Annotated in this window: 23 protein-coding genes; 13 read left to right on the top strand and 10 right to left on the bottom strand. The window is 42.2% G+C overall.

The annotated features are described in order from the left end of the window. The first annotated feature begins 168 nt into the window (after positions 1-168). The 4 genes from UQW94_RS14730 (at position 169) to UQW94_RS14715 (ending at position 4,265) form a co-directional block, all read left to right on the top strand. On the top strand, positions 169-522 hold the full coding sequence (locus UQW94_RS14730; RefSeq protein WP_005377352.1) for a DUF2750 domain-containing protein: 354 nt from the start codon (positions 169-171) through the stop codon (positions 520-522). 187 nt (positions 523-709) lie between these two features. Beyond that, positions 710-2,680, top strand: coding sequence for a tetratricopeptide repeat-containing diguanylate cyclase (locus UQW94_RS14725; protein WP_322142336.1), 1,971 nt, complete (start codon positions 710-712; stop codon positions 2,678-2,680). Positions 2,681-2,767: 87 nt separating this feature from the next. Then, complete coding sequence (locus UQW94_RS14720) at positions 2,768-3,466, top strand: IclR family transcriptional regulator (RefSeq protein ID WP_017635969.1); 699 nt, start codon at positions 2,768-2,770, stop codon at positions 3,464-3,466. A 106-nt stretch (positions 3,467-3,572) separates the two neighbouring features. Further along, positions 3,573-4,265 (top strand): SDR family oxidoreductase, encoded by a 693-nt coding sequence (locus UQW94_RS14715; protein ID WP_017635968.1) that lies wholly within the window; start codon positions 3,573-3,575, stop codon positions 4,263-4,265. A gap of 198 nt (positions 4,266-4,463) precedes the next feature. On the opposite strand, the gene dkgB is transcribed toward UQW94_RS14715, so the two are convergent. Beyond that, entirely contained in the window at positions 4,464-5,264 is an 801-nt protein-coding gene (gene dkgB / locus UQW94_RS14710) for a 2,5-didehydrogluconate reductase DkgB (RefSeq protein WP_053304418.1), read from the bottom strand. Positions 5,265-5,376: 112 nt separating this feature from the next. Between dkgB and UQW94_RS14705 the strand changes: the two genes are divergently transcribed. Together UQW94_RS14705 and UQW94_RS14700 are read left to right on the top strand one after the other, a co-directional pair. After that, complete coding sequence (locus UQW94_RS14705; RefSeq protein WP_005377343.1) at positions 5,377-6,282, top strand: LysR family transcriptional regulator; 906 nt, start codon at positions 5,377-5,379, stop codon at positions 6,280-6,282. Between the two features lie 132 nt (positions 6,283-6,414). After that, positions 6,415-7,320 (top strand): TIGR03571 family LLM class oxidoreductase, encoded by a 906-nt coding sequence (locus tag UQW94_RS14700; protein ID WP_322142335.1) that lies wholly within the window; start codon positions 6,415-6,417, stop codon positions 7,318-7,320. Positions 7,321-7,435: 115 nt separating this feature from the next. Here the strand turns inward: UQW94_RS14700 and UQW94_RS14695 are convergent, their stop codons facing one another. Continuing rightward, positions 7,436-8,320 (bottom strand): LysR family transcriptional regulator, encoded by an 885-nt coding sequence (locus UQW94_RS14695; RefSeq protein ID WP_005377338.1) that lies wholly within the window; start codon positions 8,318-8,320, stop codon positions 7,436-7,438. A gap of 159 nt (positions 8,321-8,479) precedes the next feature. Here UQW94_RS14695 and UQW94_RS14690 point away from each other — a divergent pair, with 159 nt between their 5' ends. The 3 genes from UQW94_RS14690 to UQW94_RS14680 all read left to right on the top strand — a co-directional run bounded on the left by UQW94_RS14690 (position 8,480) and on the right by UQW94_RS14680 (position 11,372). Then, a complete protein-coding gene (locus tag UQW94_RS14690) occupies positions 8,480-9,661 on the top strand; it encodes an MFS transporter (protein WP_176310984.1) in 1,182 nt (393 codons plus the stop codon). A 143-nt stretch (positions 9,662-9,804) separates the two neighbouring features. After that, complete coding sequence (locus UQW94_RS14685) at positions 9,805-10,326, top strand: TetR/AcrR family transcriptional regulator (RefSeq protein WP_042523849.1); 522 nt, start codon at positions 9,805-9,807, stop codon at positions 10,324-10,326. Next, positions 10,323-11,372: an alcohol dehydrogenase family protein gene (locus UQW94_RS14680; RefSeq protein WP_322142334.1), complete on the top strand. Its 1,050-nt coding sequence runs from the start codon at positions 10,323-10,325 to the stop codon at positions 11,370-11,372. Before UQW94_RS14685 ends, UQW94_RS14680 begins: the two co-directional genes overlap by 4 nt. Positions 11,373-11,577: 205 nt before the next feature. Here UQW94_RS14680 and UQW94_RS14675 read toward each other — a convergent pair whose 3' ends face one another. Then, positions 11,578-12,489, bottom strand: coding sequence for a GlxA family transcriptional regulator (locus tag UQW94_RS14675; RefSeq protein WP_322142333.1), 912 nt, complete (start codon positions 12,487-12,489; stop codon positions 11,578-11,580). A 114-nt stretch (positions 12,490-12,603) separates the two neighbouring features. Here UQW94_RS14675 and UQW94_RS14670 point away from each other — a divergent pair, with 114 nt between their 5' ends. Together UQW94_RS14670 and UQW94_RS14665 are read left to right on the top strand one after the other, a co-directional pair. After that, on the top strand, positions 12,604-13,122 hold the full coding sequence (locus UQW94_RS14670) for a cysteine hydrolase family protein (RefSeq protein WP_033906138.1): 519 nt from the start codon (positions 12,604-12,606) through the stop codon (positions 13,120-13,122). A 120-nt stretch (positions 13,123-13,242) separates the two neighbouring features. Beyond that, on the top strand, positions 13,243-14,004 hold the full coding sequence (locus UQW94_RS14665; protein ID WP_322142332.1) for a transporter substrate-binding domain-containing protein: 762 nt from the start codon (positions 13,243-13,245) through the stop codon (positions 14,002-14,004). A gap of 98 nt (positions 14,005-14,102) precedes the next feature. Here the strand turns inward: UQW94_RS14665 and UQW94_RS14660 are convergent, their stop codons facing one another. Beyond that, entirely contained in the window at positions 14,103-15,176 is a 1,074-nt protein-coding gene (locus tag UQW94_RS14660) for a permease (RefSeq protein ID WP_416153104.1), read from the bottom strand. Positions 15,177-15,522: 346 nt separating this feature from the next. Here UQW94_RS14660 and UQW94_RS14655 point away from each other — a divergent pair, with 346 nt between their 5' ends. Continuing rightward, complete coding sequence (locus UQW94_RS14655) at positions 15,523-16,515, top strand: zinc-binding dehydrogenase (protein WP_322142330.1); 993 nt, start codon at positions 15,523-15,525, stop codon at positions 16,513-16,515. A gap of 147 nt (positions 16,516-16,662) precedes the next feature. Here UQW94_RS14655 and UQW94_RS14650 read toward each other — a convergent pair whose 3' ends face one another. From UQW94_RS14650 to UQW94_RS14635, 4 genes are all read right to left on the bottom strand, one after another. Beyond that, positions 16,663-17,565 (bottom strand): homocysteine S-methyltransferase family protein, encoded by a 903-nt coding sequence (locus tag UQW94_RS14650; protein WP_322142329.1) that lies wholly within the window; start codon positions 17,563-17,565, stop codon positions 16,663-16,665. A gap of 276 nt (positions 17,566-17,841) precedes the next feature. Continuing rightward, positions 17,842-18,576, bottom strand: a complete 735-nt coding sequence (locus UQW94_RS14645; protein ID WP_170893395.1) for an amino acid ABC transporter ATP-binding protein — start codon at positions 18,574-18,576, stop codon at positions 17,842-17,844. 14 nt (positions 18,577-18,590) lie between these two features. Beyond that, positions 18,591-19,538: an amino acid ABC transporter permease gene (locus UQW94_RS14640; protein WP_005377325.1), complete on the bottom strand. Its 948-nt coding sequence runs from the start codon at positions 19,536-19,538 to the stop codon at positions 18,591-18,593. Positions 19,539-19,673: 135 nt separating this feature from the next. Then, complete coding sequence (locus tag UQW94_RS14635; protein ID WP_005377324.1) at positions 19,674-20,462, bottom strand: transporter substrate-binding domain-containing protein; 789 nt, start codon at positions 20,460-20,462, stop codon at positions 19,674-19,676. A 461-nt stretch (positions 20,463-20,923) separates the two neighbouring features. Here UQW94_RS14635 and UQW94_RS14630 point away from each other — a divergent pair, with 461 nt between their 5' ends. Continuing rightward, the gene (locus UQW94_RS14630; protein ID WP_005377323.1) at positions 20,924-21,268 is read left to right on the top strand and encodes a DUF3316 domain-containing protein; all 345 of its coding nucleotides are present in this window, start codon (positions 20,924-20,926) and stop codon (positions 21,266-21,268) included. A 610-nt stretch (positions 21,269-21,878) separates the two neighbouring features. On the opposite strand, the gene UQW94_RS14625 is transcribed toward UQW94_RS14630, so the two are convergent. Both UQW94_RS14625 and UQW94_RS14620 read right to left on the bottom strand, forming a co-directional pair. Then, positions 21,879-22,853: a porin gene (locus UQW94_RS14625; protein ID WP_005377322.1), complete on the bottom strand. Its 975-nt coding sequence runs from the start codon at positions 22,851-22,853 to the stop codon at positions 21,879-21,881. A 140-nt stretch (positions 22,854-22,993) separates the two neighbouring features. Continuing rightward, positions 22,994-23,917, bottom strand: coding sequence for a LysR family transcriptional regulator (locus tag UQW94_RS14620; RefSeq protein WP_085570005.1), 924 nt, complete (start codon positions 23,915-23,917; stop codon positions 22,994-22,996). Between the last annotated feature and the right edge of the window lie 293 nt (positions 23,918-24,210).

Genomic DNA, 24,210 nt, shown 5'->3' with positions numbered 1-24,210 from the left:
GTTTTTGTTTGCTCTGCAAGCACAAAGCAAACAAAAACGAGTGAATACTTAACCTCAGAAAAGGAGCTTCGGCTCCTTTATTTTTACTCATTTCGACAACCGTATTATGCTTTAGGAATCGGCACTTTAGTGTTACTCTAGCCACGTCATAACAACGAGAGTTTTGAAATGAGCAAACTTACATCAGATATCCAAGCGAACCTTGACCTTTTTGTTGCAGAAACGAAAGAAAACCAATTGGTTTGGGGTTTACGCAATGAAGAAGGTTGGCTATCTTGCGATTCAACTGAATTCGAAAACAGCGAAGTCATGCCTTTCTGGTCTTCTAAAGAAGATGCAGAAGCACATAATGTTGAAGAATGGGCAGATTTTACTGTACTAGAAATCCCATTAGATATCTTTGTTGAAGATTGGCTTTTGACTCTTGCTGAAGATGGTGTTCTTGTTGGAACTAACTGGAACGATCAGTTAGAAGGCAAAGAAATGGAGCCTCAAGATCTAGCAAAGCTTTACATTGATTAAAGATTTCTGACCTCAACTTTATGTTGAGGTCTTTCTTTTTTATGCCTCTTCTTTCAATATCTCGACCAAGTGCATAGTTTTACTACTCTTTTTCTTAGTACACCCAACTTAATCACAACGCTGATGCGTTAAAAGCGCTATGATAACTCAACTTTAAAGGCACCTTAAATTAAAGGCTCGTTTAAACATGCGCGTGCTCTATCCCTTGCTTGCGTCACTTTTGCTCACTCCAGTATATGCAAGCGACACTCAAGATATTGAACCAAACCAAAATATCACACAGTGGCACTCTGTCTACCAAACCACACTACGAAGCAACCCTGAGTCGGCATTGAGCATGCTTCAAGATCGCTACCATACAGCGAAATCGGACAGCGAAAAGCTCTACGTAAGTGGATTGATTTATGAATATATGTCAAACATAAATCAGCCTTACTATGGCAGCAGTCAAGTCTTAGACAACCCTTTGTCTCAATTAGAATCAGAATATATTCTTGCGTTAAATGAACGTAAGCATGGTAGTTACGAGGCCTCAGTAGATAGCTTTTCTTCTTTGCGACAGACAATGAAGAAAATATCCGATTCCGAAGGCAAGGCTCTGATGAACTATCAACTTTGTTATACGCTGAATCAACAAGGTCGTTATCACAAAGCAAACTTTTATTGCTCATCCATAGAGAGCCACTTAAATCATAAGCATCAAGAAAACTTCCCTGTTGATCTTGCTTTGCGCGTGGTAGCAAATAACTACAATTACCGTGGTGACTATGAAAAAGCCTTAAGTTTGTATCGACAGTTGATGGCCAACATGTCGACGCAAAGCGATCCTTCAGGGATTTACAATGACGTCGGCAATTTACTTGCAGAGCTGGGGCAATTTGAACAATCAGAGCAATATCTCATTCAAGCCTTACTGGTTCGCCAAGATGAAGGGACACCTCTTGAAGTTGCGCAAGTCGAACATAGTCTAGGAGCGATGTACAGAAAATCCAAAGAACTCGATAAGTCCATCAGCCACTACAAAAATGCATTAACGATTCTCGAACAACTTCATTATCCATACGGGCAAGGGTTGACCTATTTAGGGTTATCTGCTGCTTTGGCCGATTCTGGGCAATTGGATACCGCGGTAGATTACATTGGAAGAGCATTAAACATTGCCCAAACTTATGAGAATACGCACCTTGAAACAGAGGGTCATTTGGCTGCTGGATTGGCATATTTAAAGAACCATACACCTGAAAAATCGATTGAACACGGTACAATTGCGTTAAGATTAGCGGTAAAAAACGCTAGGCCCTTATTGCAAGCGCAAGCCCAATTACTCCTCTCAAAAGCATACCAAGCTCAAAATGATTACAAAAAGGCGCTGGAGCATCACAAGGCCTACTCGACGATTGAACTAACGAACCGAGACGCGAGTAATATCAAGGCGTTAGAGGCACTAGATCTCACTAAAAAAGAGTATGAATATGATCTACAAGTCGCGCAGTTGAACAACGAAACTCTTCTAAGTCAGTACCAGTTTGAAAAACTCACAGACCAACAACGCACTTATAATTTTGTTGTTTTCTGTTTATTGCTTCTCCTCGCTCTGGCATTGATGATTCAGCGACAAACACGCTTAAAAGCCAAAATAGACAGCTTAACGTGTGCATTAAACAGAGCGGCAATTATAGAGACGATTAAAAGCCAAACCTCCAAAGCGGAAGGAGACTTCCGCTACGTTCTAGCATTAATCGATCTAGATGACTTTAAGGCGATTAATGATCAGTATGGTCATCCAACTGGCGACTTAGTACTACAACAGGTGTGCAAAGCGCTTAAAGCTAAACTTAATAAGGGAGAGTACTTGGGTCGTTTAGGTGGAGAAGAGTTTATCTTGCTATTGAAAAACGTCGATGAGATTGACGTTCCCTTTAGAATACAAAGTCTGCATAAAACAACTTCAGAAAAGAGTGTACATTCGCTTAATAACCATCAATTGAATATATCTGCGAGTCTGGCCTATCTATCAACCTCAATGCCACTCACCAACTTTGATGAGCTCTATTCGATATTAGACCAAGCGTTATACAATGCTAAGAAGCAAGGAAAAAACTCTCTTGTGGACGCATACAACGAGCCGATCAGTTTAAGTGCTGAGTATATTCTCTAATAAAGCCAAACCACCAGCGTAGTGGTTTGTTATAGGTGGAAGCATCAGTAAGCCATTCAGATGCAACACCATCATCAAGGAGTCTTTGTGCCCAAGGCAAGAAAAAACATTCAGTCTCTAGAGCGAGGTTTTCTAATCCTCGAGTTGCTCTCGATGAGTGAGTCTCCCCTATCATTACAGACGATCAGTAATGCGATCCAGTTAAATAAGACGACTGTTCACGGGTTACTTGCGACTCTACACTCTCTTGGATATGTATCCAAACACAACCATAGCTACAGCCTAGGGTTTAGATGCTATGAACTGTCTAAGCCGATTGAACAAAAAAACGAAGCTATCCGACAACATTTTGTTCCATTGCTGAAAAAAATGGCCCAAATGACTAACAACACAGCTTACCTCGCTGTACAAAGTGGCGCTAAAGAGTACTTGTATATCGATGCTATAGAGCAGGATAACCCTCTTACTATCCGCAGCCCGAGAGGGAAACGAGAAGGACTCACAACATCTGCGATCGGCAAAGTTTTTCTTAGTTTTGATGATGAGCTTCGCCGAACATTGCGCCTTGAAAGCCAAATATCCCCCACGTTAGAAACTGAACTTAATCAGGTTGTATTATCAGGTTACGCACTCGATTTAGAAGAGGCAGAGCCAAACCTCAATTGCTTAGCGATCCCCCTTTACTTGGATGGTAAGGTCGTTGCTGTTGCAGGTGTCAGCGGTGCTGCCTCCGAACTGACGGTCACTAGGCTAAAACACTTTGCCAGCATCTTTCTCAAGCTTTAAGATTTGACAGTGTCGAATCCTAGGCCATTTTTATACTGTTTTGATTACATGCTTATACGTCGCCTCTAATATGGTCGTTGTTCAACTCAACAACGTAGGAGAAGCGATGTCTACTGTATTAATCACTGGCGCTAACCGTGGCTTAGGCTTGCAATTTGTCCGCCACTACCTTGGAAAAGGTTGGCAAGTTATCGCAACTTGTCGTTCACCAGAAAATGCTAAGCAGCTCAATGAACTAGTAACCCAATCTAATCAACTTCAACTGATGGCTCTAGACGTCACTAACCAACAAGATATCGATCAGTTAGCCACTCGATTAGCGGATCGTCCGCTCGATCATTTAATTCTGAATGCAGGTGTATTAGGCGAAGAGTGTGCAACGCTTGGCGAAATGACCCAGAAAAAATGGCTAGAAGTACTAAACATAAATACCGTCGCACCTGCCCTGCTAATTCAAGCCCTACAAGACAACGTTGCGAAAAGTCAGCACAAAACCATCGTGGGAATCTCAACCCGAGTTGCGAGTTTAAGCGATAACAGTTCAGGTAACATGTACAGTTATCGAGCATCTAAAGCAGCGCTTAATCAGGTTCTAGTATCAGCAGCACGCAATCTCGAATCGCAAGGAGTAAAAACTGTCGCAGTTCATCCCGGCTGGGTAAAAACCGATATGGGCGGTGAGGACGCAACCTTTTCTGCCGAGGAAAGTGTTGCAGGCATTGTTTCGGTCGCAGAACAGCTAACACTTGAGCAATCCGGAAGCTTCCGCGTATTTGATGGCTCTACAATCGAATGGTAACTGTTCTCTAAATGACGTCTCCCGGCCAAATTGAAGGCCGGGAGAATACAGTAAACTAATAGGCCAAAAAGATAAAAGCTCGCACTATCGTCAGACAAGCGAGCCGTTATCGTCTATGGTGTTGTACTACCGTCAAACGCTGAGGAAGTCAGCGATTGCAGAGGTGTCATTTAGGCAATGATTTCCCGTGAAACTCACTCAATCATCCCACTCAGGCGCTAGCCCTTCAGGGTTTACTTCGCGGCCATTTCTTTCCAACGCATCTATCTTTGCAATCGCCTCTTCACTCAGATTAAGTTCAAGTGCTTTCAGGTTACTTGCTAAATTCTCTCGTTTAGTTGAAGACGGGATCACCGCGTAACCTTTTGACAAAGCCCAAGCAAGCGCGACTTGAGCTGGCGTGGCCTGATAGTCCTCAGCAATACCTGCAATAGTTGGGTCCCCAAGTACTTTCCCATATGCCAAGGTCATGTAAGACGTTACCTGAATATCGTTTTCCTGCATGAAGCTGACCAACTTACGATTTTGCAAATAAGGGCTAAGCTCGATTTGGTTAGTAACAATATTCTCTTTACCGACCACTTCTATCGCTTGTTGCAACAAGTCAATATTAAAGTTGGATACGCCAATATTACGGGTTAACCCTTGCGATTTAGCTTCAAGTAATGAAGCCATGTATTCGTTCAAGTTATTGTTATTGCCAGGCCAATGGATCAAGGTCAAATCCACATAATCTGTATTTAGCTTTTCTAAGCTCTCTTTTAGACTTGGAATGAGTTGTTCCGTGTTCATGTTATCAACCCAGATCTTGGTCGTAATGAATAGCTCATCACGTGCAATACCGGACTGTGTCAATACTTCACCGATTTCTGCCTCATTACCGTAAATCTGTGCAGTATCAATTACGCGGTAACCCACTTCTAACGCATTACGGACTGAATCCTTAACTACTTCACCCTCTAAACGAAACGTGCCGACGCCAAATGATGGTACTTTCATCTAAATCTCCTGAATTATCGATTTTATAGTTGATTCGAAGCAAAACTTTACGCCGCAAGAAACTTTCCGTAAAGTTAACAATACTCAAATCTAATTTGAAATATATTCAACAATGAAAGCTACTCTAGATGAAATGCGCACCTTTATGGCCGTGGTCGATACGGGTTCAATCAGCTCTGCGGCTGAACTGTTATCGATGACCGTCTCGGCGGTGAGTCGATCGGTATCTCGGCTAGAAGCCAAACTCGAAACGACCTTGTTAAATCGCACAACCCGTAAGTTAGATGTTACTAATGAAGGAACGATATACCTCGATAAAGTCAGACATATTGTAGAAGCAGTAGAGAATGCCGAAGCACAACTGAAAAGCCAGAAATATAAGCCCTCTGGCCTCCTACGAATAAACGCAGCTACCCCCTTCTTACTGCACGTACTAACGCCGCACATTGCTAAATATCAGAGCTTGTATCCGGAAGTCGAAATCGATCTCAATTCCAATGAGGAAAATATTAGCCTTTTGGGAACAAAAACCGATATTGCTTTTCGTATCGGTGAGCTACAAAACTCAACCATGCGCGCGATATTTCTTGGTAAAAGTCGGATTCGAATCGTCGCGAGTCCAGAGTATTTAAGACAACATGGTACTCCAACCTCAATAGATCAGTTACTCAATCACAAGCTACTTGGATTCAACAAGCCGGAGTATCTTAAGGAATGGCCGATCATGGATGATAAGAACAAACTTCTGCGTATTATGAGTAGCCTAAGATCTGATAATGGCGAGACGCTAAGATGTTTAGCCTTACATGGTGCGGGGATAGCTTGCCTGTCTGACTTTATGACCTACTCTGACCGACAAGCTGGTCGCTTAGTGGGCGTGCTTAGTGAACACACGCATAATGTCGAACAGCCCGTTCATGCGGTGTATTACAAAAATGCCAGCACCTCACGCCGGATCAGCTCTTTTATTGACTTCATCAAGCAAGAAATCAAGGTAGAGAACCACCAGTTCCTTTAAAGACCACCGCTGTTTGTGGCAAAACACTTTTGTCTTTTTGCCGCTTTTTCTCACAACAAAAATCTCATAGTGTCCTGAATATCAGGGAGGCACCTTGCCTCCTAGTACTCACAGTAATAGTCAGGCTTCATAATGCATAAAGATTTAAGTAACAGATTCACCATCGGGGTTGAGCTCCCCCTAGATAATGACTGGACCCAAGAAGGCCAGAAAAAACGCCTGCTCCAACGAAAACCGTTCGGCGTACCAGACATGAGTGCACATAAACAGCGTATTATGTTAGCCGATAAGTTAGGCTTTAACGTAGCGTGGGTGAGAGATGTCCCGTTGTACGACCCTAACTTTGGAGACGCGGCACAAATTTATGAACCGTTCAGTTATCTTGGCTATCTCTCTGCGTGCACCGACAACATTCTACTAGGGACAGCAGCGATAGTATTACCGTTAAGACAACCTTGGCTAGTGAAAAAAGCCGCTGCGACCATCAACGAGTTAAGTGGTGACCGCCTGATACTCGGTGTGGCTAGTGGAGACCGCCCTAGTGAATATCCCGTTTTTAATGCCAACTTTGACAGCCGTGGCTCAGCTTTTCGAGAAAGTGTAGAGATTTTGAAAGATACGCAAAATGATAAGCTGGGTAACGATCTACAGTTATTACCCGAGTTTGCTGATATTCCTATCTATGTCGCAGGGTTAGCGCAGCAAAGTCCACAATGGATAGGAGAAAACCTAGACGGCTGGCTCGCCTACCCAGGCACACCTGATGATCATGAACACCGCGTTGCACTTTGGCGCTCCGTAGCGAGAAACAAACCCTACGCCAGCTTTATTCATCTTGATTTAGTCGATAACCCAAATGCACCAGTCGTTCGGCATCATTTTGGTATCCGGGCCGGAGTCAATGGCTTGAGCGATGAGCTAGAAAAAATGCAAGAAGCAGGAGTCAATCACATCGGGTTGCATTTCCGTCGTAATAGCCAACCAATTGATAAATCAATGGAACAGATCGCTCAGTACGTGTTGCCACGCTTTAACTAAGATCAAATAAAAATATGTGCCACCTTACTAAGGGGTGGCACGCTAGGCTTGGCAGTTGGAAAAACAAAATCCGCAATAACGACAAAACTCTTTTGTTAAAACAACAATAATAGTGTTATTTTAAAGTAAGTCTTGGTTGAATAAAGTCGATGAACGCGGAAATACGTTTAGAGACTGAAGAAGATTTGTAGAACACAGCATTGACCTGTTCTCGTCCAGTATTTGTGATTTTTTCCGATTCAAACAATGCCACTAACCGTCCAGAATCAAGATCATCTTTCACCATAAAGCCAGATAAACATGCAATGCCGTTCCCTGCCAGCACTAACTGTCTAACCGTTTCACCACTGCTGGATAGGATATCAGGCTCTATCATCTCAAACCCTCGTAATGGCCACTGATTTAACACTTTAGCGCCAGAAAAACCGATCAAGTTATGACTGCGCAAATCGCTCACCGCTTCAGGGAAACCTCGTTTAGATAAATAACCAGGCGTGGCAACGATAAATAGTGGACTTGTTCCTAAAGGTTTAGCATGCAGTGTTGAATCCGATAATCGTCCAATACGTATCGCCACATCGGTTCTTTTTTCCAATAGATCCACAAAACCCTCATTAGAGGTAAGATCGAGTTGAATATCAGGATAAGCCTCTTTAAATGGCTGAATTAACGGCACGAGTTGATGTAAAACAAATGGGCTAGCGGCATCAACTCTTAAGCGCCCCTTGGGTAATTCACCTCGTGTGATGATCTCTTCTTCAGCTTGCTGTATTTGTAGTAAACCTAAGCGAACCGCTTCAACAAACTGATGCCCTTCCTCAGTAACTTCCACTCTGCGTGTCGTGCGATTCAGCAAGGTTACCCCCAGCTGTGATTCAACTTTACTAACCGCACGAGATACCCTAGCGACTTGAATACCTAGTGCATCAGCAGCGGAAGAAAATCCACCACTATCCACAACTGCCATAAGAATCTCTAATTCATCTGATCGGGTTAACATTTCATCCCCTTTCTTAACTGCGCACTTTCATCATTTATAACAAAAGTATTTTGTAATAAACACCATTTTTCGCAACGAATAACTCTTTAATAATACACGACATGGAAACGGGCTATTCGTTTATCCATTCATATTCAATGATTATAAGAGAGAGTTGTTATGCCTTTAGCTTTACTTGCATTGACGCTGAGCGCCTTTGCTATTGGAACCACGGAGTTTGTAATTGTCGGTCTGATACCGACTATGGCCTCCGACCTCAACGTATCATTACCTTCAGCGGGTCTTTTAGTTAGCCTGTACGCACTTGGTGTTGCGGTTGGTGCTCCCGTTTTAACAGCGCTGACTGGTAACTGGAAAAGAAAGTACGTTCTGCTTTCTGTTATGGCACTGTTTGTTCTTGGCAATCTGTTAGCCTGGCAAGCACCTGGATACAACACACTAGTTACAGCAAGGATACTGACCGGGCTTGCACACGGTGTGTTCTTTTCGATCGGCTCGACTATCGCCACTGGCCTAGTGTCAAAAGAAAAAGCCGCTAGCGCAATTGCTATTATGTTTACCGGTCTGACCGTAGCTCTAGTGACGGGCGTGCCACTTGGCACCTGGATTGGCCAGACATTTGGTTGGCAGGCAACCTTCCTAATCGTCGCGATCCTTGGAATCATCGCACTGATAGGAAGCGCTCTGCTAGTGCCGAGTAATCTGAAACAACCACCAGCAACCAAGCTGTCATCGCAAGTAAAAGTCTTGACTCAGCCTCGTCTACTTTTGGTGTACGCAATCACCGCGCTCGGTTACGGTGGTACGTTCACTGCCTTCACTTACTTGGCTCCTATTTTGGAAGAAGTATCGGGGTTTGGCTCTAGCGCTATCAGCCTAATTATGTTGGTTTATGGTGTATCAGTCGCATTCGGCAACATCTGGGGCGGAAAGATGGCCGACTCTATGGGGCCAATCAAAGCTCTGACAGCCATTTTCTCGGGCCTAATTGTGGTATTGCTCGTGTTTAGTGTCACAGCATTTAATCCAATTTCTGCAGTAGTGACCATTCTTGTCTGGGGTGCGTTTGCCTTTGGTAACGTTCCAGGGCTTCAAGTTTATGTTGTCAAACTAGCAGAGAAATATTCACCTGATGCAGTCGACGTCGCTTCTGGTCTCAACATTGCTGCATTTAACGTAGGTATTGCACTGGGTTCTTGGGGTGGTGGCCTTATCGTGGCCAATGCTGGGCTGATGCACACACCTTGGATTGGCGCGATCGTAGTATTAGGTGCTCTACTACTAACCCGTTTCAGCGGAATGCTAGACAAGCGTGGAGAGCAGCCCGCAACGGCACACTGATTCACGTTCCAAATCGATAAAAATCACTTAAATTAGCCCGGCATTACGTCGGGCTTTCAATACAGAGTTCAAATACACCATTGACTGAGGTAGAAAGTTTATTCTACCCTTAGGTAAAACAAACGTTCTACCTGGTGTATCAAATAGTGAAAGAAAAAATCGCAGCAAGCCTAGAAAAAGCATTCAGTCAGTATGGCTTCGCCGAGCCTAGCGTACCCCAACTCAAAAACGCCTGCGAAGTCAGCCTGAGAACCCTGTACAAATACTACCCCTCCAAGGAAGCGATGATTGTTGCAGCTCTCGAGCATCGCCATCAAAGGTATTTGAGTTTTTTGCTCGAAGACGCCCCTGCCAATGGAACACCGGCTGTATTACACCTATTCACTCGCCTCGAGGATTGGATGAAGGAGTTTGCACCGAATGGCTGCATGTCCATCAATGCATTAGCAGCCTATCCAGAAAATCTATCAATTAATCAAGCAGTAAAACAACACAAATTGGCGGTTCGTCAGCTTATGCTCCAACTAAGTCAGCGAGAAGACCTCGCAACCACACTCTTCTTGTTACATGAAGGTCTATCCAACGCATGGCCGGTTCTCGGTCACGCTGCCTTTGCATCCGCTGAACACACTCTGCTAGAACTAATGAAGGAGAACAATCAATGACCACAATCCCGAAAGTCATGAAAGGCGTCCAACTTATCGGTCATGGTGGGCCAGATATGCTTCGTTACCGCGATGATATACCTGTGCCAGTCCCCTCGCCTGATGATGTATTGATCCAAGTTGCCGCCGCCGGGGTCAATAACACCGACATCAACACCCGAACAGCATGGTATTCTAAAAACGACGCCAATAGCATGGATGCAAGTTGGTCAGGAGACGCGCTATCTCTCCCTCGAATCCAAGGTGCCGATGTATGCGGTACCATCGTCGCTGTTGGTGAGAATATCTGCCCATCACGAGTCGGCCAGCGCGTGCTCATCGAACCATGTATTACGCGCTTCAACAGTCAAGCACTTAGCTCGCCTTGGTACTTCGGTTCAGAATGTGATGGTGGCTTCGCTCAGTTCACTGTTGTTGACAGTAAACATGCATATGCAGTGAAGAGTAGTTTATCGGATATCGACTTGGCCTCCTTCCCTTGTTCTTATTCAACTGCCGAGAACATGCTTGTCCGCTCTAATGTCACAGCGAGCGATACTGTACTGATTTCAGGGGCATCCGGTGGTGTTGGCTCTGCCGCAATCCAACTGGCGAAGGCGCGTGGAGCATACGTCATTTCTATCGCCAGCCCAGAAAAGAAAGAACAGATCACGGCATTAGGAGCAAACCAAGTTATCCCTCGCGATACAAATTTAACGGCGACTCTCGGAGAAAACAGCGTTGACGTAGTGATTGATTTGGTCGCAGGAGAGCAGTGGCCACAATTTCTTCAGGTACTAAAACCAGGATCAAGATACGCTGTTTCCGGCGCCATAGGCGGCCCAATTGTCGAGCTGGATGTAAGAACTCTTTACCTTAAAGACCTAGCGTTATTTGGTTGTACCGTTTTGGCACCAGAAGTATTCGGTAACTTGGTTCGCTATATCGAACAGAACGCAATTCGTCCCTTAGTCGCGGAGTCATTTCCCTTGAACCAGATAGGTCAAGCGCAAGAAGTATTTTCACGCAAGCAACATACTGGAAAACTGGTTTTGGAAATCACATAGCTTTTGTGATTAACAGCGGCCTATACAAGTCGTTGTAATTTGAGAACACTTTAAGCATCCTAAAAAGTTCTCAATACTTAGAAGATCGCTACGGTTGGCTTAGCTTGTTATCCCTTTTCATCACGCTAAGCCAGCTTGTAAAAATATGCGGTGTTTGCTTCTGAGTTATAAATGTTTAATACCAACATTATCTTACTTCTGGCGTTCATGAACAGAACCGAGATCTGAACGACTTCGGTGTTAAACCTACGATCCTATTAAATATTTTCCTGAACGCGCTCACATCTTGGTAACCCACTCTAAATGATATTGCGTCAAATGTTAGGGTTGTCGACTCAAGTAAATCACAAGCTTTTTGTACTCTTAAGCTTTGTATGTATTGGTTAACATTTAAACCTGTCGCCTTTTTAAAGCGTCGCTGCAATGTCCTTTCTGTTAAACAACTCAACTCTGCAAGCTCTTTATTGCTCAGTTTTCCTTGATAATGATCGTTTATATAGTGCTGTAGTTGAACAATTACCCCATCACCATGTTGGAAGTTTGGAGTAAACTGTTGATAAAAGCGTTGCTCTCTCGGACCAGTATCAATAACCAACATTTTTCCTAGCAGGCGCATTACTGCCGGTGACGCAAATAAGGAAACCAATTCCAAACCTAAATCCACCCATGACATCATACCCCCAGCCGTAATGATCGTTCCTTCGTTAATAAGGATGGCTTCTTGTCTTACGTGGATATCGGGAAACTGACTCGCTAATGAAGGAGCCAAGCCCCAGTGTGTTGTACAAGACTTATTGGTCAACAACTGGGTTTGAGCAAGAATAAAAGTACCGGCGCAGGCGGAGGCTAAAATCGCACCTTTACTATGTTGGACATTTAACCAGTCGAGTAGCTCTGGCTCTGGTTCTAAGTAATATTGACCAGTGCCGCTAGGCGGAATCATTACCGCTGTTTTCACATCGAAGTGCGTGTTTGGCCAGTGATCCAATATCTCTACTTCAAAGTGCACATCAACGCCCAATTTAGCCGCCGCACGGTTTGCCATCTCGAAGAGTTCGCTTAAACCATATACGGAGGCTTGCGAGCTATCTGGGTAATTAACGAGTGCTATTTTCATTTATCTTCAAGTGTCGCTTTTTGACTCTTTTGTGTCATTTTAGACTCTAAAGAAGGTGGCTAAAAGTCTTTATATTATTCGTACCGCAATGATCCTCAATAAAAGGAAAAGAAAATGACTCAAAAAGCCCTACTTGTAATTGATTTGCAAAACGACTATTTCCCGGAAGGAAAGTTTCCTTTATGGAATACAGAATCGACTTTAGACAATGTTAAGAGAGCAATAACTAAAGCCAATGAGCAAGACATTCCTGTGATTCATATTCAGCATATTGCCGACCCTGCCATGGGTATTGCCCCATTCTTCAATGAAGGCAGCGACGGTGCCAATATTCACCCAGAAGTTCTTGCTTTAGCGCCGAATTCCGAAATCGTGGTAAAGCACTTCGCAGATAGCTTTGAAGGAACACGTTTAGAAGAAGTATTGGCAAGCAAAAATGTAACGGAGTTACTTGTATGCGGAATGATGACACAAAACTGCGTGACACATACCGCTATTTCAAAATCTGCGGACAAGTATGATGTTTCGATCTTAATGGATAGCTGTACCACGGTCGATGAAATGATTCACAACATTGCACTTCACGCTGTCTCAACGAGAGTTCCCCTCGTAACTATTGAAGATAAGCTGTAATACACGCAAAACCTTTCGCTCACACAATGCGAGCGAAAGGTCACACATATATGCACTTCCATTGATATTTGCTTACTTTGTGTTAAACATTGGTTTCCAAATAGTTACAAGGAAACGTTTATGAAATGGATAGTCGTATTGTTTATTAGCTTATTTTCAGTTTTCAGCCATGCGAAAGAGTGGAAACAAATTCGCTTCACTGTTGAAGGGGCTTACCCCCCATTTAGCTGGACGACAAAAGAGCGAAAGCTAGAAGGGTTTGAAGTCGACCTCGCTAACGCGTTATGCAAAGAGTTAGAAGTAAAGTGCGTTATCTCAAAAATGGATTGGGATGGCATCATCCCTTCTCTCCTTAGTCGCAAGAACGATGCGATTATTGCTGCAATGACAATCACAGAAGAACGAGAAAAGAAAGTCGATTTCACCGTCCCTTATGCAAAAGTACCGACCCGTTTTGTAATGAAAAATGATAGAGAAATCAACATGGATGACGGCAGCCTAAATCGTTTATCTATTGGAGTTCAAAGAGCCACAATTGGTGATAAGTACCTTTCTGCCTTGTATCCAGATATTGATATTCGTCGTTATGGTACGTTCGATGAGGCATTTACCGATCTACTCAATGGACGGTTAGATGCTGTATTTGGCGGCTCAATCGGTTTAAGTGCTGGTTTTCTTGAAACTGCACAAGGTAAAGGCTATCACTTTACTGGACCAGCGTTTACAGAGGAAAAGTGGTTCGGCCGTGGCATTGGCGTAGCAGTGAGAAAACAAGACAAAGAATTAAAAGCATTACTCGATAGCGGAATACAAAAATTGATCCAGAGCGGTAAGCATAAAACCATCGCCAGCAAATATTTCTCCTATAGTATTTACGAGTAACCTCTTTATCTTTTTATTGCCTGCGCGGTATAGGAAACTTCCCTTTCCCTATATGGCGACAAAAACAGAGCCCTCGAGCAATCGCCCGAGGGTTATTTTTATAAAAAAGCCCACGTATATAAGTAACCCGCTCCCATGGCCATCGTTAAGATAACGATTAGGAAGGCAGCGATCATTTGGTTCTTAAAAATTGATTTCAACAAAATCACTTCTGTAAGACTTGCGCCAGCACTACCAATAATAAGCGCCATAACAGATCCAAGAGCCATACCTTTTTGTACTAGTGCCGCGCTAAGTGGAATGACCGCCTCTGCACGGATGTACAATGGAATACCAATGATTGCTGCGACCGGAATCGCGTACCACTTCGCTTCACCAGCGAACTCCGCAATGAACTCCGTCGGGATGAAGCCATAGATAAATGAACCAATCGCAATGCCCATCATGAGATAAGGGAACACTTGCTTAAAGTCTTTCCAAGTTGATTGCCAAATACGTGCCCAGCGGCTAGGTTCTTTCTCTTCCAAGACTGTCGCTGTTGCACTACCGTCTGATGAGCAGCAAGACACTTCCACTTTAGGTTCAGGTTTTGGTGCATCACCACAGCAAGATGTTTTCGCCACAACTGGCGTAGGTTCATTGCAGGCGCTGGTACCACAGATTGATGCTGGTCTCGCTTCTTCTTTTTTCTTGCTTGAATCGCCACAAGAAGTACCGCACGAAGAAGAACCTACCGCTTGATATGCTTCTGGTTTGACGTAACGTTCAAACCCTAGTTTTTCAAGTACATAGCCTGCTACCACTGATACTGACATCGCAATAGCAAAGTAAAATACCGCAACTTTCCAACCAAAAGTCACCACAAACAAGCCAATAATCACTGGGTTAAGCAACGGGCTTGCAAATAGGAACACCATCATAGGTCCAAAACCTGCTCTTGCACGCAACAAGCCTTTTAAGAAAGGAATGGTCGAACACGAACAGAAAGGCGTAATCGAACCTAGCAACGCAGCAATGAAGTAACCTTTACCCTTTTTCGAGCTGAGAATAGATTGAATTTTTTCTGGCGTTAGAAAATCTTGCAACACACCGACAATGTAGCTAATTGCCAGAAATAAGATGATAAGTTCGGTTGCTAGAAACGCAAACATATCCAGCGCTTCTTTAGCCATAGTTATAATTTCTGTATTCACATTTACTCTCCTCGTCATTTTTCGCTAACAAGCTTACCTGATAGACAAGCCTTTATTTCGACATTTCTGGAATTATAGAATCGCAAAACAAAAGATCAACAAAATATTTCCATAAAAATGGAATAATAAAACTAGTCATTACTTATCATAAAGTTACATGTCGTTAGCTATGCAGACTGGTTGTCGATGATAATTTCAGAGCATCTCGAATCCTTTTTATCAAACATAACCTAAAATTATCAAAATAAGAAAAAACGATAATTATTGCAGCAGCATCCTCTGAGTTAGTATGACTTTCGACCATTCTTAATAATAAGGAAAACCTATGAGAGCGATAACTTACCAACGAGATAACGATACTTTCTCTTTATCCGAATTACCTACACCAAAACTAGAAACCCAATTTGATGTATTGGTTAAAGTTAACGCTGTTGGTTTGAACCCTGTCGATGCAAAAATTCATTATTGGTCAGGCATGGTCACTAACATGGATAACCATTTTGTTGGCGGGTTAGACGTATCAGGAGAAATAGTCTCTGTAGGCGATGCAGTCGTTGATTGGAAGGTTGGCGATAAAGTGTTGTATCACGGCAACATGAGGCGCCATCACGGTGGATTCGCTGAATTTGCTATCCATGATTCAAGAACGCTCATAAAGCACCCTCAGGTTCCGGTTGAAGTGGCAGCATCCACACCTTGCGCAGCCTGGACCGCATATCGCGCTTTGGTAGACAAGCTCGATATTTCAAATCGAAGCAGCATTTTTATCGCCGGAGGTGCTGGCGGCGTTGGAAGCTTTGCTATTCAGTTAGCAAAGACATTTGGTGTTGAACAGATCATTGCTACTAGTTCAGAAGCTAATCACGCATATTTGTCCTCGTTAGGAGCAACCCATATGATTGATTATCATCATGAAGATGTAATTAAGCGAGTAATGGACATTACCGGAAATCATGGCGTTGAGGTTGCACTCGATTGTGTAGGCGGTGATAACGACCGAATTGCAGCCTCGGTATTAACCTTTGAGGGCGAAATGGTGGAGCTCGTCAAGACTGTCGACCCTTCTCAATATCCAGATGCCTTCTTAAAAGGCTTGGGCTTCCATCAAATAAGTTTGGGCTCTGGTCATGTCTTTGGCGAGAGAGGGTTTGCAAGTATCGTTAATGCCGGAAAAGAAGTGTCTGAGCTATTAGAAAATGGAGAATTGGAAGTGCCGAAACTGAAGATCATCGGCTTAGAGGATGTAAGCAACGCACTCTTGGACATGCGAAATCAGAGAACAGTTGGAAAGATTGTCGTTAATCTGAACCAAAAATAATTAATAAAGATCTCGAGGCAAACTGGCAAAGTAATGAGCAAGTTAAAGCATCTTGTTACTTTGCCAGATATGAAAGACCTTTATTTTGTCTATAACGATGAACGAAAAACAAAATCTCTTGCCATACTTCCCTACGCTTCACCAAAATTAGGCGTTTTCGAGAGTGTCTCTCCAAGTCGCTAGCAATTTAATATGACGTGGTTCAATCCCACAGCAACCACCGATAATGCTCGCTCCCTGCACATGCCACTTTTTAGCATACTCAAGATATTCAGTCGGAGAGAAATGACGAACTTCCTGAATGGTCTCGTTGGCTTGGTGCGCTTGCTTTATCGGAGCAAAGCTATTTGCGAAAACACCTATCGTCAATTCTCTACCTGACTCACTCAATACTGCTAGTGTATCAATGATCGCTTGCTCGACAACTTCAGGAATAGAGCAATTGAAAAAGATACCTGAAACATTTGTTTTCAACAGCGTATTGACCGCGACTTTAAGAGATTCCCCTGAGCGAAGACGAGGCAAAGAGTTAGGCTCATCCATTAAGGTGAAAGCAAGATAATTGGGCTTATCTGTTTTGGCTAAAATTATTGATAGAACTTCAACTTCAGCGAGGCTAGACACGGTCTCAGCTAACCAAATATCAACATATTGATCTTGAGCTTCAAATAACTCAGAAGCCACTTCCAGTGCCCTTTTCGGCTCGAATAATTCAGGCCTGTAAGACCCCATTACAGGAGGAAGAGAACCCGCAACGAGCACTCTACCGTTAGAGCTGGTGACTACATCTCTGGCAATTTTAGCTGCAGATTTTGCTAACTCAGTCCCCCGTTTTGCATAGAGTTCCTCGCCTAAGTGAAATGGGACACATGCATAACTGTTGACAGTGATAATCTCAGCGCCAGCGTCTATGAAATTCTCATGGGCCATTTTTACATGTTGTGGTGATTCAATTAGCGCTTGTGCACTCCAAAGCGGCTGAGAAAAAGGGGCGCCAATACGTTTCAACTCTCGCCCCATGCCACCATCTAAAATTGTTACTTTCTTCATTTAGACATCCATACCGCCAAACATCCATAAGCTCTATTCAAACACAATTTTTATCAATTCAAAATGAAATTGTTATGTTTAAAGTGAACAAAGACTTAATGGCTGATTAAACACTTTAGTATTTACCAGACCTTTCATTCGGACCAAGCTAATGTTATCGCCATTAACTTCGAGTAAAAAGCCCATTATCTATGTCTCTCGGCGAGGCGAACGTTACGAGCCACAATAGTGCATGAAGTGATTGAGGGACTCGCCCTCAATCAAATTTTCTTTTTATTATAAGACTTTAGATAAAAACTTCTGCAATCTAGGGTTGGTGGGGTTATCAAAAAATCGCTCAGGAGAGTCAGAAACCAAAAGCTCACCATCTTCCATAAACAACACCCTATCAGCGACCTCTTTTGCGAAACCCATTTCATGAGTAACCACGACCATCGTCATTCCGTCCTTGGCCAAATCTTTCATCACATCAAGAACTTCTCCAACCATTTCAGGGTCTAGTGCTGATGTGGGTTCATCAAACAACATAATGTTGGGCTTCATTGCTAACGCACGAGCGATTGCGACGCGCTGCTGCTGTCCACCTGATAAATGATTAGGATAATTATCCATTCTCTCCGACAGACCGACTTTATAAAGCAAATCTTTTGCTTCTTTCTTCACCGATTCAGGGTCACGTTTAGAAACCTTTAAAGGTGCTAACATGACGTTCTCTATCGCCGTTTTATGTGGAAAAAGGTTGAAGCCTTGAAATACCATGCCCACATCAGCGCGTAGTTTATTGATATCCGTAGATTTGTGGTACATATCGATACCATCTACGATTATAGACCCACTATTTATTGTCTCTAATTGATTGATCGTCCGTAAGAATGTTGACTTACCAGAACCTGACGGTCCTACGATGACAATCACTTCCCCTTTTTCTACATTTACCGATACGTCCTTGAGCGCATGGCAGCCATTAGGGTAAATTTTATTAATTGTTTTTGCTGAAATAATGTATTCCATTAATGACTCCACCATTAATCACTTGCTGCCAATTTCTTTTCTAACGTTTGTATTGCCCAAGATAAGGTACTAGTTAGAAGCAAATAAAGGGCCGCAACGGTAAACCAAACTTCAAATGGGGCAAAACTACCACTTACGACTTCCCTGCCCGCTTTTGTCAGATCAGTAATCGAAATCACGGAGACAAGTGAGGAATCTTTTATCAGGTTGATAAACTGCCCGGCTAAGGGAGGTAATGTCTGCTTAAACGCTTGAGGTAAAATGACATAAATCATCGCTTTGGGATAATTCATTCCTAGTGAACGCGCCGCTTCCATTTGTCCTCTTGGGATTGACTGGATTCCTGACCGCACAATTTCTGCGACATAAGCAGCGGTAAACACGGAGAGCGCTATCACTCCCGCAGTAAAACGCTCAAGGTCAAGCACAGTACCAATAAAGAAGTAAACGATAAAAATCTGTACTAAAAGAGGCGTTCCACGAATAACCTCGACATACACAAGCGCCAGCTTTTTTAATGCCGGATTGCTGGATATACGCATTAGTCCGACAACTAAGCCCAACGCTAGAGCAATGATAAGTGACCAGAGTGAGATTTTAATGGTCGTCACAACACCATCTAAAATTGGGCCAGAGCGCCACTCTTTTATAGTTGCTAAGGTATCTCCTTCAAAAATAAGATCACCTTCATAGACGTCCACAGACTTATATTGGCTTAGTTCAAGAACAATATCACCATGAATACTCTCCAGAGCCAGTTGGTTATTCTCGTCGAGAATGATGTTCCCATCGACAGGCGCGGTAATGGATGAAGCAGCGTTAGTGGCAATATAAGGAAGGACACGCTCCCAATTCCAGCTGTAATCGATTCGCTTACCTGACAGATAGACAAGACCGCAAATTGATAGCAAAACAAGAACAAAAACAGCGTTCCACAATAGGGATTTAAAGTTATTTTGCATGTGATTCCGAGAATGACTTTGATTAAAGTTGGTTGGGTATTTGAATAAAGAAAAGCGTTAGCTTCACAGCGCGAACCGTTTGGTTGGCGATGAGCCGAGCCAGAAGCTAGCCGCTCCTCTACAATAACAAAATGATTACTTAACTTGCTTTAACCATTTATCGTCGTTAAACCACTTATCGTAAATGCGATCGTAAGTTCCATCGCCCTTAATTTGACGTAAATAGTTGTTCAAGAAGTTGAGCGTATCTGGATTTCCTTGCGGCACAGCCCAACCCAAAGGCTCGTAAGTAAACGGTTTAGCCAAGTGCATTAACTGCCCTTTGTTTTCCGCCACATAAATAGAGTTGTAAGGAAAGTCATAAACAAACGCATCTACCTTTCCGTTGGCAACCTCAAGTACCGCTTCAGACTGAGTTTCGTATAGATTTATCTTAGCTTTCGGAAGGTATCGTTTTACCGCTTGCTCACCCGTTGTCCCAAGCTTAGTTGCAACAACATATTCTGGACTATTGAGATCACGGTAACTAGACACTTTACCTTCATGTTTGAGATCTACGAGAATGGATTGGCCAATAACCACATAGGGATCAGCGAAATTCACCTGAGTATTTCGCATAGGTGTGATAGTCATCCCGCCCATAATCATGTGACACTTACCAGTCAACAGTGTTGGGATAATGCCATCCCATGAAGTGTTTACCGGCACAAACTTAACATCCATGGCACGCGCCATTTGCTTACCCAAATCGATATCAAACCCAATGTACTGCCCATTTTTTGCTGTCATTTCAAAAGGCATATACCCAGAATCAAAGCAGACTTTTAGCTCCCCTGTACTTTTGATGTCGTCTAAAATTGGGTCTGCATTAACCGTCGTCGAAACAGCTAACCCCAGTGCAGCAAAACACAATAACTTTTTCATGGATATTCCTTTATCATTTGTTGTAAAGTTTTTTTATACACGACAATAGAATAAAAAACCACAAACAATGACTTTTTAATCACTAGAGTTTGTAGAATCGTTACTAAGCTGGAAGATCTGAATGAAAATCTATACCAAGCCATTGCAATTGAATTGCATGCATTAAGTGATTAAGTTGTAGGCAGGTCACTATAACGACAAGAAACATACGCTTTGACTGAATAGTCAGCGTTTCCGAGAGTGGTTTAATTATTAACGAAACCATACAGATATTCGCTTTTTCACATTGACCGTAATGTCAAAAGTGCTTGAGTTTTATTGTTGACAATTCTTCCATAGTCAATGGTCACAAATGTGATGTACAGCACATTTCTATAATGGCACTATCACCTTTGTCGAGAGATATTAACAAGGATTCGTTGGACATCTTGACTTTGTAATACAAATAAAAAGGTGACTATATGAAAAAACTAATGACGCTCTCATCACTATTATTATTCAGTTTATCTGCTACTGCTGGTATTCATGTCGAACACTCTACAAACAAAGTTGTTCTCAATGACTTTACGACAAAAGATGCCGCTTATAGCTCTGCGTTTGATCTTGTCGATGAATACCAAACGCTATCAAAACATGAACTTAGAAATCGTCTAAACATCATTGGAAGCGGTTTCCCTCGTGATATTGCAATCGATGATAGTAAGGTGAGAGTTGAAGAATACGCACTTAACCGTGATGAAGTTAAATATCGTGCAATCATAAACTTCGATTATCACTTCAGAACAAGTGACGGCGGTAAAAACTAAAAAATCATCTGCACCTTTACTTTCTTAGAGCCCTCCCTATTTTAAGAAAGTAAAGGTGTCTAATCACATTGAAACGACGGCTTTTCATAAATCGCTCTCTCCTTACATAAACAGTATCAATCCCTACCTCTATCGTTTACATAAAAATCATTTTTCCAATCTTCATTGAGATACATTTCGTCGTTTGGCGCTTTATCATTCACTTGGTTCGCCATATGGATTCCACATCACTTAAATGAAAAAGACCCTTGAAATTGAGTTCACTTTTTTATGAAGATTAACTCAACCTAAGATTGACAATTGTCGTTATATTTTTCTCGTTTATAGCAATATATAAAAAACTCTTTTTGTTTTAATTAACCATAAGACGTAAAAATAAAAAAAGGCAACAAGATACTTCTTGTTGCCAAAGAAAAAACTCATCATTCAAAAAATATGAAAATGAAAACTAGCAGTGGACTAGCTAACAAAACAATTATATCCAAAACACTTTAACAAGTAACGATCAATATAATCCATTATATATGGATGAAAATCAGCACTTATAAAATTACACCGATAAATAAAAAAGCCTGAAAATAGTTTCAGGCTTTTTAGCTTTATTAATTTTTTAGAATGAATATCTCGCAGCTATTGCAAGAATATCGTCTTCATTGTCTACATCTGTAATTCTGTATTCTGCTAGTGCTTTAAAATTAGAAGTCAAATCGTACTCTGCACCTAGTGAGTAATAATCGACGACATCTTCATCATCACGCTCTAGGTTGTTATAGCCAACTAGTGCCCAAAGCTTATCTGTTACTTCATAAGTGGCAACTGCTTCAATACCGGTGTAATCAATATTACTTTCAGAACCATCTTTAGCCCAGTTTTCACCATCACTGTATAAAACAGAGGCATAAAACTTGTCGTATTCAAATGCAATAGCACCCGTTAGCAGCTCTGCATCTTCTGCACCCGATTGCCCTTCACCTTCGTTGTAACCAAGCGCAACTTTGAAGCCATATGGCAACTTGTAGTCAGCCGCCGCACCATAAGAGGCTGCATCTGTTGACACTTCATCGTTTTCAGCCTGATAGCTAACATGAATATTCAAACCTTCATAGCTTGTCGTTAGCTTAAATACTGAATCGGAGCGACCGGTACCATATAGATCCGCACTTACGCCAGCAGCTTCATTACCAAACTCCGGGAAAATATCCGTGTAGTCAGATACTAAAGTGACCGCACCGTATTGACGTCCATAACTTACTGTTCCGTAATCTGCACCAACTCCTACATAGCCTTTTCGGATATCAAATTCATCATCTTCAATCCCATCTGCATCTCTGCGATTAGACTTAAATTCCAACTCATATAATCCGAAGGCATAAAGATCTTCATTTATTTTAGACTCACCTGAAAGTCCTACACGAATGTAGCTATTATCTCCGTCAGCATTTTTATCATCAGAGAAATAATACATCCCTTGCGCTCGGCCATGAATATTTAACACTGATTCTTGATCTTCATAAACTACGGCTGAATTTGCAGCACTTGCAGAGAAAAGTGCTGCGATTGCGATCGACGTTCTTGTCATTTTCATTTAATTACCACTACTTGTGTTGTTTGAATCGAGTGAAATTATGAACAGTGGCAATTATTTTTAAAGTGCAAATTCAACCATATTCTATGGATAAATATAAACAAGCCCTCAATCTAAAACATTATGTCCTAGTACTCATATTAGTTGAGATAATCCATCCAAACAGGAGGCGTCCCTATTATTTTTTGAACAGTATCAATGAATAGTTTGGCTAATGGTTGTTGATTTCGGTGAGTATACATTGCATATATTTCCCCTATTGCGGGAAGATTATAATCAGGAAGCAACTGGACAAGATCTTGTTTACTCAAACTCTCCTGAAGAAAGAACTGCCCTATTAAAGCATAACCTAGATCAGATTTTACGGCATCGAGCATTAACTCAGTTTCATTCACGAAGTACTGCCCGTTGATATTATACGTTCTAACGTCGCTTGATGACTGGCTTGGCGCTATACGTAGCTTATCCGCCTTAAAGTTAGCATTAGAGTATATTACTGCTGGCATTTTTATAAGCTCTTCTGGAGAGCTCGGGGCTCCATACTTGTCAATAAAACTCTTCGATGCAACCAGTGCCATATTATTGCTTGCCAACTTACGCACTATCATGTTGGACTCTCGGATTGGTCCGATACGAAACACAACATCAAAACCTTCGTGGATAACGTCGACTCGATTATCATCGAGCAGCAGCTCTACAGTAATGTTTGGGTACTGTTTTATAAACTCTTTAACTGCCTGATTTAAGTATGCTCTGCCAAAGAAAGTGGAGCTTGATATTTTCAAGTTACCCTTCGGTTCATCCTGAAATGTAGCAGCAATACTACGAGTTTCGGTTAGAACCTCTCTTACTTTCTTGGCTTGCGCCACCATCTCAACACCTGCATTGGTCAGGGATAGCGAACGCGTGGAACGGTTTAACAGCCGTAAGCCCAATTCATCCTCTAGCTTTTTGATCTGTTTTGACAAAGCTGAACGATCTATATGATTTCTGTCAGCAGCCTTAGCAAAAGTTCCGTATTCAGAGACATCCAGTAGTAATTCAAGTTGGCTTGCGAGATCCACTGCACAATTCCTTATTTAGTTTTTATTCTTTATGTGATGGGAAATGGATTTTACAAAATTAATTTCAATTTTTTATGGTTCAAATTGCATCAGTGAATTGCAAATAATGCACGAATTAAAAAAGCTTTAATTTTCGTCGCTATCTTTAGCTTCTGTTTAGTTATTCCTATCTATTATGGCTTATTACATTTAACAATACTCCACGTCTTTAAAACCCTAAACTGACCTTTTTCAAACCAAAATGCGAGCATTTTGACCAATATTTAATCGTGCATTTTTATCACTACTCTATG

The sequence above is a fragment of the Vibrio sp. PBL-C16 genome (genome assembly GCF_034321865.1).
GTDB lineage: Bacteria > Pseudomonadota > Gammaproteobacteria > Enterobacterales > Vibrionaceae > Vibrio > Vibrio alginolyticus.
This window is presented reverse-complemented; position numbering and strand designations above follow the sequence as displayed.

Coding starts and splice junctions, on each gene's coding strand:
- UQW94_RS14730 (WP_005377352.1), top strand. CDS start 169: ATGAGCAAACTTACATCAGATATCCAAGCGAACCTTGACCTTTTTGTT.
- UQW94_RS14725 (WP_322142336.1), top strand. CDS start 710: ATGCGCGTGCTCTATCCCTTGCTTGCGTCACTTTTGCTCACTCCAGTA.
- UQW94_RS14715 (WP_017635968.1), top strand. CDS start 3,573: ATGTCTACTGTATTAATCACTGGCGCTAACCGTGGCTTAGGCTTGCAA.
- dkgB (WP_053304418.1), bottom strand. CDS start 5,264: ATGAAAGTACCATCATTTGGCGTCGGCACGTTTCGTTTAGAGGGTGAA.
- UQW94_RS14705 (WP_005377343.1), top strand. CDS start 5,377: ATGAAAGCTACTCTAGATGAAATGCGCACCTTTATGGCCGTGGTCGAT.
- UQW94_RS14700 (WP_322142335.1), top strand. CDS start 6,415: ATGCATAAAGATTTAAGTAACAGATTCACCATCGGGGTTGAGCTCCCC.
- UQW94_RS14695 (WP_005377338.1), bottom strand. CDS start 8,320: ATGTTAACCCGATCAGATGAATTAGAGATTCTTATGGCAGTTGTGGAT.
- UQW94_RS14690 (WP_176310984.1), top strand. CDS start 8,480: ATGCCTTTAGCTTTACTTGCATTGACGCTGAGCGCCTTTGCTATTGGA.
- UQW94_RS14680 (WP_322142334.1), top strand. CDS start 10,323: ATGACCACAATCCCGAAAGTCATGAAAGGCGTCCAACTTATCGGTCAT.
- UQW94_RS14675 (WP_322142333.1), bottom strand. CDS start 12,489: ATGAAAATAGCACTCGTTAATTACCCAGATAGCTCGCAAGCCTCCGTA.
- UQW94_RS14670 (WP_033906138.1), top strand. CDS start 12,604: ATGACTCAAAAAGCCCTACTTGTAATTGATTTGCAAAACGACTATTTC.
- UQW94_RS14665 (WP_322142332.1), top strand. CDS start 13,243: ATGAAATGGATAGTCGTATTGTTTATTAGCTTATTTTCAGTTTTCAGC.
- UQW94_RS14660 (WP_416153104.1), bottom strand. CDS start 15,176: ATGGCTAAAGAAGCGCTGGATATGTTTGCGTTTCTAGCAACCGAACTT.
- UQW94_RS14655 (WP_322142330.1), top strand. CDS start 15,523: ATGAGAGCGATAACTTACCAACGAGATAACGATACTTTCTCTTTATCC.
- UQW94_RS14650 (WP_322142329.1), bottom strand. CDS start 17,565: ATGAAGAAAGTAACAATTTTAGATGGTGGCATGGGGCGAGAGTTGAAA.
- UQW94_RS14645 (WP_170893395.1), bottom strand. CDS start 18,576: ATGGAATACATTATTTCAGCAAAAACAATTAATAAAATTTACCCTAAT.
- UQW94_RS14640 (WP_005377325.1), bottom strand. CDS start 19,538: ATGCAAAATAACTTTAAATCCCTATTGTGGAACGCTGTTTTTGTTCTT.
- UQW94_RS14635 (WP_005377324.1), bottom strand. CDS start 20,462: ATGAAAAAGTTATTGTGTTTTGCTGCACTGGGGTTAGCTGTTTCGACG.
- UQW94_RS14630 (WP_005377323.1), top strand. CDS start 20,924: ATGAAAAAACTAATGACGCTCTCATCACTATTATTATTCAGTTTATCT.
- UQW94_RS14625 (WP_005377322.1), bottom strand. CDS start 22,853: ATGAAAATGACAAGAACGTCGATCGCAATCGCAGCACTTTTCTCTGCA.